The following is an 18,798-nucleotide window of genomic DNA, read 5'->3' as shown; positions in this document are numbered from 1 at the left end:
GCGCCGATAAGCTATCGACTCCGTGCCGCCTAGGAAAGACAAGCAAATATTTACTTTAACTTTTGGGGTACACCTCATACTCCGAATTGGAATAGTGCCTCTTTACTTTGAAAACGCAAGCCAACCGTTCAGTAATTTCTACTTAGTGGTCTTACTCTTACTTGCATCTTCAGCTTTCATTTTTTCTTCAAGTTCGCTGATCGAGTAAACCCCATCAGTTGAAGAATTGCCAATTTCCTTTGGCTTAATACCACGGTAATCAGGCATTCCTGTACCAGCAGGAATCAATTTACCAATGATAACATTTTCCTTCAAACCAACAAGTGGGTCATTCTTTCCACGAATAGCAGCATCAGTTAATACACGAGTTGTTTCCTGGAATGAAGCAGCAGACAAGAAACTATTGGTTTCAAGAGCGGCTTTGGTAATTCCAAGCAATACTGGACGAGCAGTAGCTGGAATTCCACCGGAAACAACGGTATCAGCGTTACTATCCTTGAAATCAAAGATATCCATCAAGGTTCCTGGAAGCACATCAGTGTCACCTGGATCCATGATACGAACTTTACGAAGCATCTGTCTAATCATGATTTCCACATGCTTATCAGAAACTTCCACACCTTGCATTCGATAAACTTTTTGAACTTCATGCAAGAGGTAGTTTTCAGTTGAAAGGACGTCTCGAACCTTCAACAATTCCTTAGGATCAACAGAACCTTCGTTCAAAGCAGATCCACGGTGAATGAAGTCACCTTCAGCAACTTTCATTTGAGCCGTAATCGGAACCGTATAAGTTCTGGTGTCAGACTCACCTTTAACAGTGACTTCCTTGGTTCTTTCAGCCGGATTTTCTTCGATCGATTCAACAATACCAGTAACTTCACTGATCTCAGCTTTACCTTTTGGATTACGGGCTTCAAAGATTTCTTGAACTCGAGGCAATCCTTGGGTGATATCAGCGTTACCAGCAACACCACCGGTATGGAAGTTCCGCATGGTTAACTGGGTACCAGGTTCACCAATTGATTGAGCAGCAACAGTCCCAACTGCTTCACCAACTTCAACTTCGTCTCCAGTAGCCAAGTTACGACCATAACACTTCTCACAAACACCGTGAATGGTATTGCAAGTAAATGCTGAACGGATCGTGACTTCTTTAATACCGAGGGCATCAATTTGCTGGGCTTGGTCTTCGGTGATCATTGTGTTAGCAGGGACAATCACTTCACCAGTCTTAGGGTTCTTAACTGTCTTGTGAGCATATCGGCCAAGAATTCGGTCATACAATGGTTCGATCATTTCATTTCCTTCAGTAATTGCACTGATAGTCAATCCACGATCGGTACCACAGTCCTTTTCACGAACAATGACATCCTGGGCCACATCAACAAGTCGACGGGTCAAGTAACCAGAGTTGGCGGTCTTAAGGGCGGTATCAGTCATCCCTTTACGGGCCCCATGGGTTGAAATGAACATTTCCAAAACAGAAAGTCCCTCACGGAAGTTTGATGTAATTGGCAGTTCCATGATTTCACCGTTAGGGGCGGCCATCAAGCCACGCATTCCAGCCAACTGAGTAAAGTTTGAAATGTTACCACGGGCACCGGAATCACTCATCATATAGATAGGATTTTGTGGATCCTGTTCATCCATCAAACGTTTCTGAATATCATCCTTAGCATCGTTCCAAATACCGATTACTCGTTCGTAACGTTCGTGATCCGTAATCAAACCACGACGGAACTGCTTGGTAACCATATCAACTTTCTTATGAGCAGCGTCAATCAATGCTTGTTTGTCAGGCAACTGGGTAATATCAGTAATCCCAACTGTCAAACCAGATTTAGTTGATTCATTGTATCCAAGATCCTTCATGCGATCCAAGAAGAATGAGGTTTCAGTCACCTTATAACGCTTATAAACTTCAGCGATAATGTCACTTAAGAACCCTTTCTTGAATGGCGGTACCAATTTGGCATCCTTTAAATGCTCATGGATATCTTCACCTGGTTCAAGGAAGTACTTGTCATCAACATAATTATTAATGTTGGTGTCAGTAGGTTCGTTAATATATGGGAAGTCTTCTGGCAAAATTCGGTTGAAAATGATCTTACCAACTGAAGTAACCAAAATCTTACCAAGTTGATCCTTAGTGAACGTCTTCTTAGGATAAGCAGATGCCTTAATTCCAACTCGAGTATGCCAATGAACAATTCCGTTCTTGTAAGCTAATTGAGCTTCGTCAGGTGAGTTAAAGATCATGCCCTCACCCTCACGGCCAGCTTCTTCCATGGTGAGGTAATAGTTACCGATAACCATATCTTGAGATGGCGTTACAACTGGCTTACCATCTTTAGGAGCTAAAATGTGGCCAGCAGCCAACATTAATAGTCTGGATTCAGCTTGGGCTTCGTCAGATAGCGGAACGTGAATCGCCATTTGGTCACCATCAAAGTCGGCGTTATAGGCTTCACAAACAAGTGGGTGCAATCGCATTGATTTACCACTAACCAGAACAGGTTCAAAGGCTTGAATACCAAGTCTATGAAGCGTAGGAGCCCGGTTCAACAGAACAGGGTGTTCCTTGATAACATCTTCCAAGACGCTGAAGACATCGTCATCTTGGCGTTCAATTTTGCGCTTAGCGTTCTTAATGTTGGAAGCTAAATTGCGGCCAACCAATTCCTTCATGATAAATGGCTTGAATAATTCCATCGCCATTGGAACTGGTAATCCCATTTGGTTCATTCGCAAATGAGGACCAACATCGATAACTGAACGGCCAGAATAATCAACCCGCTTACCAAGTAAGTTCTGACGGAAACGACCTTGCTTTCCTTTCAACATGTGTGAAAGGGACTTCAATGGCCGGTTTCCGGGACCAGCAACTGGACGACCACGACGACCATTATCGATCAAAGCATCAACGGCTTCTTGAAGCATCCGTTTTTCGTTTTGAACGATGATTCCTGGGGCGTTCAAATCAAGCAATCGTTTGAGTCGGTTGTTCCGGTTGATTACTCGACGATACAAATCGTTCAAATCAGAAGTGGCAAACCGGCCACCTTCCAATTGAACCATTGGCCGAAGATCAGGTGGGATAACTGGAATTGCATCCATTACCATCCATGAAAGTTGGTTGCCAGATTGAACGAAGGCTTCCAAAATGTCCAAACGACGAACGGCACGCGTCCGCTTTTGGCCAGTGGCATTCTTCAATTCATCCTTTAATTCAACAACTTCTTTTTCAACATCAACGTCGTTTAATAACGTCTTAATTGCTTCGGCACCAATTTGCGCTTCAAAACGAGGACCGTATTCTTGCTTCTTATCACGATATTCACGTTCTGAAAGTAATTGTTTTTTCTCCATAGGGGTGTTACCTGGTTCAGTAACAACATATGAAGCAAAGTAAATAATTTCTTCAAGTGCCCGTGGGCTCATGTCAAGGACAAGTCCCATTCGGCTAGGAATTCCCTTGAAATACCAAATGTGGGTGACTGGCGCTGCCAATTCAATATGACCCATTCGTTCACGACGAACCTTTGAACGGGTAACTTCAACCCCACAGCGGTCACAAACGATTCCCTTATAACGGATTCGTTTGTACTTACCACAAGCACATTCCCAGTCCTTGGTTGGACCGAAAATCCGCTCATCGAACAAGCCGTCTTTTTCAGGCTTCAAAGTTCGGTAGTTAATGGTTTCTGGCTTCTTAACTTCACCATATGACCAACTACGGATCTTATCAGGAGAGGCTAATCCAATTTGCATACTCTCGAATTTATTAACATCGACCACTAGTTTGACCTCCCTTAGTCATTACTGTTGTTAACGTTGGTTGATTTGGTTGCTTCTTGATCAGCAGCGGCTTTTTTATCTTTTGCTTCCTGATCCTTCTTTTGAGCCAGCTTGCTCAATGCATCAACGTTAACGACATCATCGTCATCATCAAGGTCACGAAGTTCGATTTCCTTGTGACTGGAGTCAAGAACCTTCATATCAAGGCCGAGTGACTGTAGCTCTTTAACAAGCACACGGAATGATTCTGGCACACCAGGCTTTGGAATTGGCTCACCTTTAACAATGGCTTCATAAGTCTTAACCCGACCAACAACGTCATCAGACTTGTAAGTCAAAATTTCTTGGAGTGTGTAAGCAGCACCATAAGCTTCAAGTGCCCAAACTTCCATTTCACCAAAACGCTGACCACCAAACTGTGCTTTACCACCTAAAGGCTGTTGTGTAACCAATGAGTAAGGTCCAATTGAACGAGCATGAATCTTATCATCAACCATGTGGGCAAGCTTTAGGTAATGCATGACACCAACGGCGATCTTCTTATCAAATGGTTCACCGGTACGGCCATCGTACAAGATGTATTTACCATCTGAAGGCATTCCGGCTTCCTTAACAGCATCCCAAATATCTTTATCACGGGCACCATCGAAAACAGGCGTTGCAACATGGATTCCAAGTTTTCGAGCGGCCATCCCTAGATGGAGTTCCAAAACTTGACCAATGTTCATCCGTGATGGCACACCCATGGGACTCAACATGATATCAACTGGAGTTCCATCTGGCAAGAATGGCATATCCTCTTCAGGAATCACAACAGAAACAGTACCCTTGTTACCATGACGACCAGACATCTTGTCACCAACTTGGATCTTACGTTTCTGGGCGATGTAAACTCGAACCATCCGGTTAACACCAGGTGAAAGCTCATCACCATTTTCACGAGTGAAGATTTTGACATCTTGGATGATGCCGCCACCACCATGAGGAACTCTCAATGACGTGTCACGAACTTCACGTGACTTTTCACCGAAAATCGCATGGAGTAATCGCTCTTCAGCTGATAATTCAGTCACCCCTTTAGGCGTAACTTTACCAACTAAAATATCACCATCATGAACTTCGGCACCAATCCGGACAGTTCCGTCTTCGTCGAGGTTCTTTAATGCATCTTCACCAACGTTAGGAATTTCTCGGGTCATTTCCTCAGGTCCTAATTTAGTATCCCGAGTTTCTGATTCATATTCTTCAATATGAATTGATGTGTAAACATCATCCTTAACGAGTCGTTCACTGATGGCGATGGCATCTTCGAAGTTATAACCTTGCCATGTCATGAAGGCAACAACTGGGTTTTGGCCAAGTGCCAATTCCCCGCCTTCCATTGATGGACCATCGGCTAAAATTTCATCAGCATCAACGTGATCGCCAACTTTAACGATTGGCCGTTGGTTATAGTTCTTACCACCGTTTGATCGACGGAATTTCATTAACTTGTACTTATCCAATGACTTGTCGTCACGACGAACTCGGATTTCACGAGCATCAACGTATTCAACAGTTCCTGGGTACTTGCAAATCAAGGCAACTCCGGAATCATGAGCGGCTTTGTATTCAATACCAGTTCCAACAAGTGGCGCATGAGGGTCAACCAAGGGAACGGCCTGACGCTGCATGTTGGCACCCATCAAAGCACGGTTGGAATCATCATTTTCCAAGAAAGGAATACATGCAGTCGCTACGGCAACAACTTGCTTAGGCGAAACATCCATGTAATCAACTTTATCAATGCTGATTTCAATGTTATTTGATTGGTGACGAGCCATAACGATGTTATTAACAAATGAACCATCATCATTTAATGGTGAGTTGGCCTGTGCAATAACAAAGTTATCTTCTTCATCAGCAGTCAAGTAATCGATTCGGTCAGTAACCTTATGGGTCGTCCAATCAACCCGTCGGTATGGCGTCTCGATGAACCCGTACTTATTAACCCGGGCATAACTGGACAAACTGTTAATCAATCCAATGTTAGGGCCTTCAGGCGTTTCGATCGGACACATCCGGCCATAATGAGTATAGTGAACATCCCGGACTTCATATCCGGCACGGTCACGCGTCAAACCACCAGGTCCAAGGGCTGACAAACGACGTTTATGCGTTAATTCGCCAAGTGGATTGGTTTGGTCCATGAATTGTGACAATTGTGATGAACCAAAGAATTCCTTAATTGAAGCAACCACTGGACGAATGTTAATCAATTGTTGAGGTGTAACGGTTGAAGTATCCTGAATTGACATTCTTTCACGAACAACTCGTTCCATTCGAGATAAGCCAATTCGGAATTGGTTTTGCAAAAGCTCACCAACTGAACGGATTCGCCGGTTACCCAAATGGTCGATATCATCAATGCTGCCAATGCCTTCTTGTAGGTTAAAAAAGTAGTTCATTGAAGAGATGATGTCTGCTGGAGTGATGTGTTTGAAGCTCAATGGAATGTTGTCATTACCAATGATTGGAACAACTCGATCAGGATCGTTGACTGATTGAACCTGAATGATTTGAACAGTCATCGGCTTTGTTACAACCGCTTCATCTGATGGATTGAAGGTGTAAGCCTTGAAATCCTTCTTATCAAGATAAGGCGCCAAGTCTTTCATAACGTCCTTAGTGACAACCGTTCCCTTTTGAGCAATGATTTCACCGGTATCCGGGTCAGCAAGGGTCTCACCCAATGTCAAACCTAACAAACGGTTCTTCAAGCTCAACTTCTTGTTAGTCTTGTAACGGCCAACGGGCGCCATATCATAACGCTTTGGATCAAAGAAGCGGGCAGTCAGCAAACTTCTTGATGAATCAGCAGTCTTAGGCTCGCCGGGACGTAGTCGTTCATAAATATCCTTCAATGATTCTTCAACCCGAGAATCATCGGTGTCCTTATGAACATCCTTTTCCAACGTTAAGCCAAGGCTTTCACTGTCACCCAGCATGTCAACGATCTCTGAATCGTTGCCAAAGCCAAGGGCTCTGATTAATTCGGTCAAAGGAATTTTTCGGGTTCGATCAATTCGAACATAAGCAATATTCTTTGCGTCGGTTTCAAATTCTAGCCAAGCACCTCTGTTAGGAATTACAGTCGTTCCATAAGAAGCCCGGCCATTCTTGTCGGTATCTTCATGATAATAGACACCAGGTGAACGAACTAATTGAGAAACAATTACCCGCTCTGCCCCATTAATGATAAACGTACCTTGATCAGTCATTAGTGGAAAATCGCCAAAGAATACATCTTGGGTCTTAATTTCGCCAGTCTCGTGATTGGTTAATTTCAAGGTAATGTGAAGTGGAGCTGAGTAGTTAGCTTCATGTTCACGAGCCTCATCTACAGTGTATTTTGGCTCTAACAATTGATAATCAACAAACTCTAATGATAGTTTTCCTTGAAAATCATCGATTGGCATAATGCCTTCGAATGTTTCGCGAAGTCCCTCATCTAAAAACCAGTTGTAAGAATTAGTCTGGATTTCAATAAGGTTCGGTAAATCAAGCACTTCTTTGATTCGTGCATAACTTCGTCGGGTACGGTGTTTTCCATATTTAACTAAGTGTCCTGCCAAGTTTTTCACCTCTCCAAAAAATTCCGGAATCGAAATGTTACAATTTGATTACAATTGCGCTTTTTACCGGATTTTGAGCAAAAAAAATCCAAAAACAAGCTCAACTTGCTTTTGGTTTTTTATGCAGGTCAACCCGGACAATAGATCGCGTTGGCCATTTCGATTCACAACAAATACAACTAACAATATACCAATCTAAACGATAAATGTCAACCGATATTGCTTCGAACCGCGGTTATTTTTTGTTATTCACCAAAGTTTTGCGTTCTGGCTTTTTAACTGAAATTGTAATCTGCTTGTTACGACCACCAACTGTTACTGAATCACCAGGAACAATCTCTTTGGCCAGCAGCTTGGCACTCAACTTGTCTTCCAATTCGGTTTGGATAGCTCGCCGAATTGGCCGGGCACCATATTGAGGATCGTACCCCCGATCGGCAATGATACCAATGGCAGTCTTCGTCACTTTGATATCAATGCCTTGATCGTGAATCCGTTTGATAACCGGCTTGGTCATCAAGTGCACAATCTGGCCAAGTTCAGCCTTAGTCAATGAGTGGAAGACAACGACTTCATCAATTCGATTCAAGAACTCTGGTCGGAATTGTTTCTTCAAAGCAGCCTGAATCGTATCCTTCATTTCATTGTAGCCTTCCTTAGGATCTTCTTGACCAAACCCAACAGTCTTCTTATCACGAAGCGTTGTGGCGCCAAGGTTGGAAGTCATGATAATGACGGTATTTCTAAAGTCAATCTTACGACCCTTTGAATCGGTCAGGTAACCATCATCTAAGACTTGCAGCAACAAGTTAAAGACATCTGGGTGGGCCTTTTCAACTTCATCAAATAGGACAACGGAGTATGGCTTCTGACGAACCTTTTCGGTCAGTTGACCACCTTCGTCATAACCGACGTATCCAGGAGCAGACCCAATCAAACGACTCGTTGAGTACTTCTCCATGAACTCACTCATGTCGACTCTGATCATATCATCTTCAGAACCAAAGACTGCCTCTGCCACTGCTTTGGCAAGTTCGGTCTTACCAACCCCAGTAGGTCCAAGGAACATGAATGACCCAATTGGGCGATTGGGATCTTTCAACCCACTCCGGGCTCTTCGAATTGAACGAGAAACGGCCGAAATAGCTTCTTCTTGGCCAACAACCCGCTTGTGAAGAACTTTTTCCAAATTAACCAATCGATCAGCTTCTGTCCGACTCAAACGAGTTACTGGAATGCCAGTCCATTCGCCCACAATTTCGGCGACATCCTGACCAGTTTCTTTGACTGGGTAATGCGTTTCATCACCATCATCGGATTGATCGTTCTTGGCTAATTCATCTTGCAACTTATTAGCCTGCTTACGCAATTTGGCAGCCTTGTCATAGTCTTGCGCGACCAATGCCTCGTTTAATTGTGAAAGCAACTCAGATAATTGTTTGTGATCGTCAACAACTTCGGAATTTTGGAGATGGTCAATTCGAACTTTGGCAGCTGCTTCATCCATCAAGTCAATGGCCTTATCTGGTAAGAACCGGTCACTAATGTAACGGTTTGAAAGGTTAACCGCTGTTTCAATTGCTTCATCAGTAATTTCAACATGATGATGTTGTTCGTACTTCGGCCGCAGCCCCTTGAGAATTTGAGCAGTTTCGTCAGTCGTGGGCTCGTCAACCATCACTTTGGCAAATCGACGTTCCAAGGCAGCATCTGATTCAATGTACTTTTGGTATTCATCAAGCGTTGTTGCCCCGATTAACTGAAGCTCACCACGAGCCAATGCAGGTTTCAAGATATTGGAGGCATCAATTGCCCCTTCGGCACCACCGGCACCAATTAAGGTATGCAACTCATCAATGAAGAGAATGATGTTACCATCTGAATAAATTTCATCGATCACTTTCTTCAAGCGGTCTTCGAATTCGCCACGGTACTTGGTTCCGGCAACCAATGAGCCCATGTCGAGCATCATCAAGCGTTTGTTAACCATGTCGCCGGGAACTTCGCCTTTAACGATTCGTTCAGCAAGGCCTTCTGCAATGGCTGTTTTTCCAACGCCGGGTTCTCCAATTAGAACTGGGTTATTCTTAGTCCGCCGAGCTAAAATCTGAACCACCCGCTTAACTTCAAGATCACGGCCAATGGTTGGATCAAGCCGGTCTTGACGAGCTAATTCAGTTAAGTCACGAGCCAATGAATCAATCGTTGGTGTCTTTGATTCATTTCGTTTTGATTGACGGCCCCGTTGCTTGGCTGCCATGTTTGAAGCCATTGAACCACCACTAATTCCCATTTTGCGCAATGTTACTTTGCGAATTTGTGATAGATCAAGCCCCAAATTAATTAAAATTCTGGATGATAAGATTGTCTCATCGGTTAGAAGTGAAATTAAAATGTGTTCGGTTCCTACTTTAGGAACGCCATTTTTCTTGGCGAAATCTCCTGCTTGGGCTAAAACTTCCTTAGCCTTTGGTGAATATGGCAGGTAATCCGTACTTGAAAGATTCTTCAAGTTGCCATAACCAGCAAACCGTTCGACTTCTTCTGTGACATCTTCGGCAGTTACTGAGAACTGTTGAAGTGCTTTATAAGCGATCCCATTCGTTTCAATCAGTAGACCTAGTAAAAGGTGTTCAGTACCGATAGCCTGATGTTTAAATTTCTTGGCTTGTTCCTGAGCGATGGTTAAAACATTCTTAGCGCTTGGAGTAAACAAATTATTCATAGACACCCTCACTTTCTATCCCTCGTAACGTAAACGATTCAGGATTGATATCATTATATTCGCTCTCATGATATCTGTTAAATCATTATTGTTCAGGTCAATCGCATCTTTATCAATCGCGGCCAAAATAATGCTGGCCTCTCTACGATTAATTAAGTCATTATTATATAACGTTTGAACGATTGTTTCACTATCTCTTTTGGATAACTTGTTACCAATCGCGGCGATTAATGAATCTAAAACGTCGATATCGTCTAATAAGCGGACTTTTTCTATTCTAATGTAGCCGCCACCACCACGCTTGCTCTCAACGATATAACCATTTTGGATAGTAAATCGCGTATTGATTACGTAGTTGATTTGGGACGGTACAACGTCAAACAAACCAGCAATTTCAGAACGACGAATCTTAACCTGTTCGTTATCTGCAAGGATTTCTTTTAAATAACGTTCAATTAAATCTGAAATATTTTCGTCGGCCATTTCATCACCCATTCTTTGACTAATATTGACTATTATTATACGAATGTCTGAGGAAAGTACAAGGAAAAGGATTGAGAGTGCGAAAACAAGCGGTTAAGAATCGGAGTGTAAGTCTCCTTTGGAAGAAATTCGTGGGCTTGGAATTTTTTTCAAAGGTGCTTACGCGCAGATTCTTGCTTGTTTTCGCACGTTTCTGCTATGTAACAAAGAACCTCGGTGCTTGTCTTCAGTTATGTGCAGGGAACTGATGGGCTGAGCACGTTTCTATGTAATGGTGACATCATTGTCCCCCTTGGCTCATACATTAGGGTTCAGTGTCGTCGGAGCACGTTTACTGTGTAAAAGAATATTTTATTTGTAGCACCCTAAGTTGCCTTTAGAGGAAATTCCCGGGCTTGGAATTTTTTCTAAAGGTGCTTACGCGCAGATTCTTGCTTGTTTTCGCACGTTTCTGCTATGTAACAAAGAACCTCGGTGCCTATTTTCATCTATGTGCAGACTTCTGCTTGTTAGAATGTAGAACGCACTCAGCGAACAAGCCACTTATTTTCTAATCTGCCCTTGATAAAACCACCACAAGCGAGGGATAATAAAAACATTCTAATCATAGGAGGCTCATCATGTCCAAAAGTCGATTCTCCATATTTAATCAGTTTGCTTCAGCGATTGTCCTCGTGGCGATGTACTTAGGGGTGGATGTCATCTTTCACGGAACTAGCCCACTTATTCATGCGTCTTTTCGTTTTGTATTTGCACTTATCGTTGCAGGTATCGTGTATTACATAATTGGAGCGGACAAGCTCCGCAATTCACACGTTAAATACAGAAAGTCTACCAAAGTCTGGTGCTTTTTATTAGTACTAGCAGCTTTGTTGGTATTCCGAAATGTAACTGGTCAAATTATCCAAGTGCTTGGTTCGAAAACGTTAATTGGTGATACATTCATGGCACTATCTGCTGGCATTTGCGAGGAGTTTTTGTTCCGGGGGTTGCTCTTATCTTCATGCCTATGCGTTTTTAATCGCCATCGTTTGAGGTACACATTGGCCGCCTGCTCTTCGTCAGCCCTTTTTGGGTTGTTTCATTTTGTAAATGCGCTGCATCAGCCCCTTAACACGACCGTCCAACAGGTCATTTATGCCTTTGTCCTTGGCTTGCTGCTCGCTTCAATTCGAATCGCAACAAATACCATGGGTTGGAATGTTCTTCTGCATTCATTGTTCGACTGGAGTGCCGGGCTTTCGGTTAACCCGTCATTAAGTGGGATCACTCCATGGACGCCATTTATCATTATTTGGGGACTCGTATTTTTGGTGGCGTTATTCTTTTTAATTTCATTTGACCACAACACCAACGATAGTCACTTATCTAAAACCTATTCACTTGGTAACTAATTCTAAATTATATTGATCATTGCAAAAAGGAAGTTGTTTGGCCATCATTGGGGGCTTGGCCAAGCAACTTCCTTTGTCATCTTATGAACCATTTCTTTGCGAGGAGTTTATTTCAAGACACAAAAAAATCGGGAAAACAAGATTTGAACTTGCGACCCCTACGTCCCGAACGTAGTGCTCTACCAAGCTGAGCTACTTCCCGATGATTAAGCAATATTCAGTTAACATAATCAATATATCACAAAATATATCGATAAAAAAGTCGGGAAGACAGGATTCGAACCTGCGACCCCCTGGTCCCAAACCAGGTGCTCTACCAAGCTGAGCTACTTCCCGAAAATGATGGCAATAAAAAATGCACCCAGTAGGAGTCGAACCTACAACCTTCTGATTCGTAGTCAGACACTCTATCCAGTTGCGCTATGGGTGCAAAATAATTATTCAATTAAGCTTGTGACACAACAACCAATGAAATTTGATTGAAGCGGAAGACGGGATTCGAACCCGCGACCCCCACCATGGCAAGGTGATGTTCTACCACTGAACTACTTCCGCAAAATGCCGACTAGACGATTCGAACGCCCGACCTCTTCATTACTAGTGAAGCGCTCTAACCAACTGAGCTAAGTCGGCAAAACAATAATATGCAGGCATCTAGTACCTATGCGGGCGAAGGGATTCGAACCCCCACGTCATAAGACACTAGAACCTAAATCTAGCGCGTCTGCCAGTTCCGCCACGCCCGCATTGTAAAAAACCGGCAATGAGCCGTGGCAGTCTCGAACTGCCGACCCTCTGATTAAAAGTCAGATGCTCTACCAACTGAGCTAACGGCTCATATGGAGGATACAGGGATCGAACCTGTGACCTCCTGCTTGTAAGGCAGATGCTCTCCCAGCTGAGCTAATCCTCCATGAAACTATTGTTACATGTTGGTAGTAACACCATCAACACAACTATTAGATTTTACCATTACCACTCAACTCAAGTCAAGAAGTAATTTAAAATTCTTTGCTGGCTTAACAGTTGCTTCGTCAGGTTATTTTCCGACAAAAAATATTATATCCTATCCGGGAAAACATTGCTAGTCCAATTTGCAGTTTTTTTGAATTAATTCAGTCAATATCGTTTTTTGCATGGTTTAATGCTTTTAAACGCCCATTTTGACCGATGGATATGTGTGTTCTACAAGGCTGCCGTCCACAAGCTTGAACGCTTATAGTAAAATTCGGTTAAAATTCAGACCGAAGCACCCCACTGATCACCCCAAATTCAAAAAAAAGACAAGGAACATTTCTGCTCCTTGCCTTCCAGTTCTCCTCCAAAATGGTGGGTCATCTTGGATTCAACATACTGGGGAATGGTAAACGGACCATACAAAGATGGGGGATCTAAGTAAGACCGGTAAACAATAAAAGACCGTTTTATGGGTTACATTTATTAAATACGTATTTTTTACTGCGGATTATTTAATTATTTTTGCTTTTCAATTTTTTCTTTGCCGTGCATGTACGGACGAAGCACCTCTGGAATCGTGACAGAACCGTCTTCGTTTTGATAGTTTTCTAGGATTGCAGCCACAGTTCGACCTACAGCCAATCCTGAGCCGTTCAGCGTATGGACAAAGTGAAGCTTGCCATCTTCATCCCGGTATTGGATATGGGCTCTTCTAGCCTGAAAATCAGTCGTATTTGAACAGCTGGAAATTTCCCGGTACTTATCCTGCGCTGGGAACCAAACTTCCAAGTCGTGGGTCATTGCAGCCGTGAAGCTCATGTCACTGGTGGTCAACGTAATAACGTGATAAGCAAGGCCTAACTTTTTCAAGTTATCTTCAGCTTGATGCGTAATTTGTTCCAACGCATCCCACGAATCTTCCGGTTTGGTGAATTTAACCATCTCAACCTTGTTAAATTGGTGAAGTCGAATCAATCCTTTTGTGTCTCGACCGGCACTTCCGGCTTCGGAACGGAAAGCTGGGCTGAGCGCTGTGAATGAAACTGGTAGTTTTTCTTCTGGGATTACTTCATCTCGATAATAGTTAACCAATGGGACCTCAGCGGTTGGAATCATCGTCAAATCTGTGCCTGTCAACTCGTAGCCGGCCTTAGTTTCCAGGAACTTAGGGAATTGCCCAGTTCCATACATTGAAGCTTCATTAACCATATATGGCGGAATGACTTCTTGATAACCAGCGGCCGTGTTTTGATCAAGATAGAAATTATAAACTGCTCGTTCAAGCAGGGCACCGTCACCGATATAATAAACAAACCGGCTGCCGGAAACTTTTGCTGCCCGTTCAAAATCGAGAATCCCAAGATCTTCACCGATATCCCAGTGATGTTTAGGCTTAAACCCAAATGATGGAATCGTACCAACTTTCCGGAGTTCAACAGAGCCTTCTTCAGTCAATGAAACCGGCACGTCATCGGCAGGAATGTTTGGTAAATGGGCAGCAAGATCGTGCTCATCTTCTTCAATTTTCTTCAATTGATCATCGAGTGCTTTAATCTTTTGGCCGGTTTGCTTCATCTGATTAATTGCATCGCTGGCATCTTCCTTGTTGCGCTTTGCGTGGGAAATTTTCTCTGAAACTTCATTCCGGGTTGCCTTCAAAGATTCTGATTCAACAATTAAATCTCGACGCTTGGCATCGTAACCTAGTAATTCATCAATGGTTTCAGGCTTAATGCCCCGAGTTGCTAACTTCTTCTTGGTAAAATCTGGATCTTTTCTAATTTGCTTGATGTCTAACATATTATCCTCCTTAGAATGTTGGTGTTTTTTGGAAATTTTTTCGCAGCTATTGCTGAAACGTACTTGTAAAGGCTGACCCCTGCCAGTTAAGGCAATTAGCCCAATATTGAAGACCACAATATTCGGCTAATCGCCTTAACTTCTGGGGTCAAAACGCCTTTTCAACCACTCTACAAAAAAAGAAGCCTTCATCACTGGGACGAAGGATCCTTTTCGCGGTACCACCCAAGTTCTTAACCAGTTACTCGTGGTTAAGCTCTCTAGTATGGTAACGGCATACACCGTGCGACATTGCTCGCCCGCTTTTTTGTGCTGGAATATTCGACGACAATTTTCACCGACCATTGTCTCTCTGAAGTCTACTTAATAGGCACAAAACGTTTTATCTGTACTTGATTATAGCGAATCATTGATTAAATCACAAGGTGCTAAATCGCTAATTGCGCCATCTTTTGGTCGATTAAATCGATGACCTTGTGTTTATCCGCATCGTTCTCAACAAAATCATACTTGTCGCCATCGATTTGAATTTTTGGGGACTTGTCATAATTGGCAAACCACTTCTGATAACGCTCATTCAAATCTTTATAGTATTGATACAGGCTTGGATCATTATCAATCTGTTCAAACGAACGGCCACGCTTTTGAATCCGTTTCAACATCGTCTCAAACGAAATATTGATATGAATCAGCAGATTGGGGTTCTTACTATGAGGTGTCTCTGGGAGTTCCTGCATCATGTTCTTCAGCAAGGAATCGTAGATATCCACTTCAGTTTCAGTCGCCCGACCGAGATCGGCATTCAAATGAAAGAGTAATGAGTCCTCAAAAATCGAGCGATCCAAAACACTCTCATCATTTTGCCAAGCTTTCTTGATGTCATCCATCCGGCGATTCAAGAAGTCAATTTGGAGTAAGAACGCGTATTTTTTGGGATCCTTATAGAAAAGTGGCAAGATCCGGTTATGTTCAACAGATTCATAATATGCGGGCGTTCCCAAATGTTTCGACAGCATCTGGGTCAGTGAAGTCTTCCCCGCACCAATTGTTCCAGCTAGTACAAGCATGTTTAGTCCCCTTACATTCAGTGAAATTCTTTAAGTCACTCAACATATTGTACTAGTTCAGGAGGATGGGTTCAACATATTGTGTAAATTATTTAATCTTGGAAGTATCCACGACTTCGATATTATCCATTCCACCGTATGCGTCAAACCATGGAGTTGCATTTTGACCCAAGATTTCGGTCAATTCCTTCACGTTTTTGGTACCCTTGTCCTTCAGCCAATCAACCAAGCCTTTTTCGCCATCCTTAATCCAGATATCAACACTTTCCAGCCAAGTTGCCCGGCCACTCAAGACACCGTTAAATTTGGCACCGGCATCGCCAGCCAGCTTCAACTCACGCTGAAAGATTGGTGTCGGCACACCAGCACTCAAGAAAATGTAAGGCCGCGTTGCTTCGGCACTCAACTCTTTCAAGTAGCCCTTGGCCTGATCCTCAGTGTAGGCATACTCATCACCATCGGTCCAGCCTTGAACATAAGTTGGGTTAAATGGTACTTCCATTTTCAAAACATCAATGTGATATTTATCCTGCGTGAATTCCTTCATTGACTTCAAAACTAATTCAGGCTTGATTTTTGCAAAATCCAAGGACTTGCTATCCAGCTTATCATCGTATGTGACAATTTCGAAGAAGGTTGGTACTTCGGCGGCAAGGCCTTCAGTCCCATAGCGTTCTGCGAAGGCTTTTTTCACATCGTTGATTTCATCTGGGTCATTGGGGTTGTAGTAAACCAACACCTTTAAAGCATTGGCACCGCGTTCAATCATAATTTGTGCAGATTGTTCTGGAATCAAGCTTGGTAAGCGGCCAGGTGTGTCAGCATCGTAGCCGGTCTTTTCGTAAGACATAATTAAACCGGTGTCGGGACTCTTAGCTTCAATCCCTTTAAAGCCCATCTGTTCGTCTAATAAGACCGCGGAGCTTAAGGCGCTCAACTCACCGGAAACGATTCTCTTGAAATCGTAGACCATGTCCATTGTGAAAGCTTTTCCGTATTTCTCGGAAGCTTTTTTCATACCTTTAACAAGTGATCCGCGTTGATCTAGCGCCATTGCGTTGATAATTCCTTTATCATCGGAAACTTCCATCATTCTGCGGAATTTTCCTTTGGACATAAACTTTTTTGTCATATTTGCCACCTCATTTATTAAATATACCAATTAAGTCGATTCTACCAAACATGCAGGGGATATGGCAAGTTATAATGACTAATAAATAAAAAAAGACCCACCCAAATGGATAGACCAATTTTAAAATTGAACTTTATTTTTCGTTTAATTTCGACAAATCTTCATCCTTATGAGCTGGGGAAACGTCGACTTTTTCAAGCGGAATGATTTTCGTGTGATGCTTCAGCTTATAGACGATATAAAGGATCAGAACCAATGGCACACTCATGTAAGTGACCAAGATTTGTTTCCAATCAAAGCTGGCAAATGCACTTGGATTTTGGCCAACTATAACCAAAATACATAAAATTAAGCACAGTACCGGTCCAAATGGAAATAGCTTCGCGTGATATTTCAATTCACTCAAATTGTGCCCCTGCTTGATGAATGCCCGCCTAAAGCGATAGTGGGAAATGGCGATTCCAAACCAGGCAATAAAACCAGTTAAACCGGAAGCGGCGACCAACCACATGTAGAGCTTCGGGCCGGCAATACTTGAAATGAAGGTCAACAATGAAACGACGGTTGTCACAAGCAGTGAGTAATAAGGAATCCCGTTGGCTGCCGTTTCGCCAAGTTTCTTGGGAGCATAACCACTATTGGACAATGAATACAGCATCCGGGTTGAAGCATACATCCCTGAATTGGCTGATGAAATGACTGACGTCAAAATAACAGCGTTCATAATACTTGCGGCGGCTGCAAGTCCTGCCCGCTGAAAGACCAGCGTAAAGGGACTAATGGCAATGTCAGTTGCACTGGAACCTAGCAGGGAGTGACTGGTATAAGGAATAATTGCAGCGATCACAAAAATTGTCAAAATATAGAATAAAATGATTCGCCAGAATACCTCGTTAATGGCCTTTGGCACACTGTGCTGAGGATCCTTGGATTCACCAGCAGTAATCCCAACTAATTCAGTCCCCTGAAATGAGAAGCCGGCAACCACGAAAACGGTCAAAATCGCCGGGAACCCACCTACAAACGGCGCCTGCTTAATTGAAAAGTTACGCATTCCAACAAAATGACCACCCATGATACCAAAAATGGTTAACGCCCCAACAATCAGAAAGACGATGATGGTGACAACTTTGATCAGTGACATCCAGAACTCAGTTTCTCCAAACGTGCTGACTGACATCGCGTTGATTAAGAAGATCAGGAGCAACGCAATCGCGCTCCAAATCCAAGCTGGCACATTTGGCAACCAGAACTTCATCACCAGAGCGGCCGTACTAATATCAACGGCAACGGTAATTGCCCAGTTGAACCAGTAATTCCACCCCATTGCAAATCCGAGCGCTGGATCAACATATTTAGCTGAATAAGCAGCGAACGAACCAGAAATTGGCATGTTGGTGGCCATTTCACCAAGGCTGGTCATCAAAAAGTAAACCATCATCCCCATCAGGACGTAGGCAGTTAACGCCCCACCAGGCCCAGCCTGACTAATTGCAGATCCACTGGCAACAAACAAGCCAGTTCCAATACAGCCACCTAAAGCGATCATCGAAACGTGGCGGGCTTTTAACCCCCGTTGCACGTGACCGTTCGGTTCTTCATTTGAATTTTCCTTCATGATTTCGTCTCCTAAATATAAAAGTGAGCGGAGTAAAGCGCTTAGAAGTCAGAGTGTATAGCTCCAACGAGGGAAATTCCTGGTTCTGGAATTTTTCTCGGTGGTGCTTACATGCAGACTTCTGCTTTACGGAGCTGTCCTAAAAATAAGTGAGCGGATCCAGGCGGTTAGAGATCGGAGTGTAAGTCTCCACCGAGGAGAATTCCC

General features: G+C 43.2%; 9 protein-coding genes and 8 tRNA genes. 1 reads left to right on the top strand and 16 read right to left on the bottom strand.

Annotated features, from left to right (window positions below; all coding sequences use genetic code 11):
• Positions 1-138: 138 nt before the first annotated feature.
• From rpoC to QUF07_RS09690, 4 genes are all read right to left on the bottom strand, one after another.
• Entirely contained in the window at positions 139-3,801 is a 3,663-nt protein-coding gene (gene rpoC / locus QUF07_RS09705; protein ID WP_217163381.1) for a DNA-directed RNA polymerase subunit beta', read from the bottom strand.
• 14 nt (positions 3,802-3,815) lie between these two features.
• Complete coding sequence (gene rpoB, locus QUF07_RS09700; protein WP_217342070.1) at positions 3,816-7,424, bottom strand: DNA-directed RNA polymerase subunit beta; 3,609 nt, start codon at positions 7,422-7,424, stop codon at positions 3,816-3,818.
• Positions 7,425-7,650: 226 nt separating this feature from the next.
• Positions 7,651-10,140 carry an ATP-dependent Clp protease ATP-binding subunit gene (locus QUF07_RS09695; protein ID WP_289427303.1) on the bottom strand — a complete coding sequence of 830 codons (2,490 nt, stop codon included), beginning with the start codon at positions 10,138-10,140 and terminating at the stop codon, positions 7,651-7,653.
• 15 nt (positions 10,141-10,155) lie between these two features.
• Positions 10,156-10,623 carry a CtsR family transcriptional regulator gene (locus QUF07_RS09690; RefSeq protein WP_056983225.1) on the bottom strand — a complete coding sequence of 156 codons (468 nt, stop codon included), beginning with the start codon at positions 10,621-10,623 and terminating at the stop codon, positions 10,156-10,158.
• Between the two features lie 620 nt (positions 10,624-11,243).
• On the opposite strand from QUF07_RS09690, the gene QUF07_RS09685 reads away from it, so the two are divergent.
• A complete protein-coding gene (locus QUF07_RS09685) occupies positions 11,244-12,017 on the top strand; it encodes a CPBP family intramembrane glutamic endopeptidase (protein ID WP_289427302.1) in 774 nt (257 codons plus the stop codon).
• Positions 12,018-12,145: 128 nt separating this feature from the next.
• Here the strand turns inward: QUF07_RS09685 and QUF07_RS09680 are convergent.
• From QUF07_RS09680 to QUF07_RS09625, 12 genes are all read right to left on the bottom strand, one after another.
• Positions 12,146-12,219, bottom strand: a tRNA-Pro gene (locus QUF07_RS09680).
• A gap of 60 nt (positions 12,220-12,279) precedes the next feature.
• Positions 12,280-12,353 (bottom strand) — tRNA-Pro (locus tag QUF07_RS09675).
• A 20-nt stretch (positions 12,354-12,373) separates the two neighbouring features.
• A tRNA-Arg gene (locus QUF07_RS09670) sits at positions 12,374-12,447 on the bottom strand.
• A 53-nt stretch (positions 12,448-12,500) separates the two neighbouring features.
• Positions 12,501-12,572 (bottom strand) — tRNA-Gly (locus tag QUF07_RS09665).
• Positions 12,573-12,576: 4 nt separating this feature from the next.
• Positions 12,577-12,650: transfer RNA gene (locus tag QUF07_RS09660), tRNA-Thr, on the bottom strand.
• Positions 12,651-12,681: 31 nt separating this feature from the next.
• Positions 12,682-12,763 (bottom strand) — tRNA-Leu (locus QUF07_RS09655).
• An 18-nt stretch (positions 12,764-12,781) separates the two neighbouring features.
• Positions 12,782-12,854, bottom strand: a tRNA-Lys gene (locus QUF07_RS09650).
• Positions 12,855-12,857: 3 nt separating this feature from the next.
• Positions 12,858-12,930: transfer RNA gene (locus tag QUF07_RS09645), tRNA-Val, on the bottom strand.
• Positions 12,931-13,490: 560 nt separating this feature from the next.
• Entirely contained in the window at positions 13,491-14,774 is a 1,284-nt protein-coding gene (gene serS / locus QUF07_RS09640; RefSeq protein ID WP_217163372.1) for a serine--tRNA ligase, read from the bottom strand.
• Between the two features lie 428 nt (positions 14,775-15,202).
• A complete protein-coding gene (locus QUF07_RS09635) occupies positions 15,203-15,841 on the bottom strand; it encodes a deoxynucleoside kinase (RefSeq protein ID WP_289427301.1) in 639 nt (212 codons plus the stop codon).
• A gap of 88 nt (positions 15,842-15,929) precedes the next feature.
• Positions 15,930-16,973, bottom strand: a complete 1,044-nt coding sequence (locus QUF07_RS09630; protein ID WP_289427300.1) for a tagatose 1,6-diphosphate aldolase — start codon at positions 16,971-16,973, stop codon at positions 15,930-15,932.
• 133 nt (positions 16,974-17,106) lie between these two features.
• Positions 17,107-18,591 carry an amino acid permease gene (locus tag QUF07_RS09625; protein WP_217163366.1) on the bottom strand — a complete coding sequence of 495 codons (1,485 nt, stop codon included), beginning with the start codon at positions 18,589-18,591 and terminating at the stop codon, positions 17,107-17,109.
• Positions 18,592-18,798: the final 207 nt, after the last annotated feature.

Source organism: Lentilactobacillus sp. TOM.63 (assembly GCF_030361045.1).
GTDB classification, from domain to species: Bacteria; Bacillota; Bacilli; order Lactobacillales; family Lactobacillaceae; genus Lentilactobacillus; species Lentilactobacillus dabitei.
The sequence above is the reverse complement of the archived record's forward strand: the minus strand, read 5'-3'. Positions and strand labels throughout refer to the sequence as shown.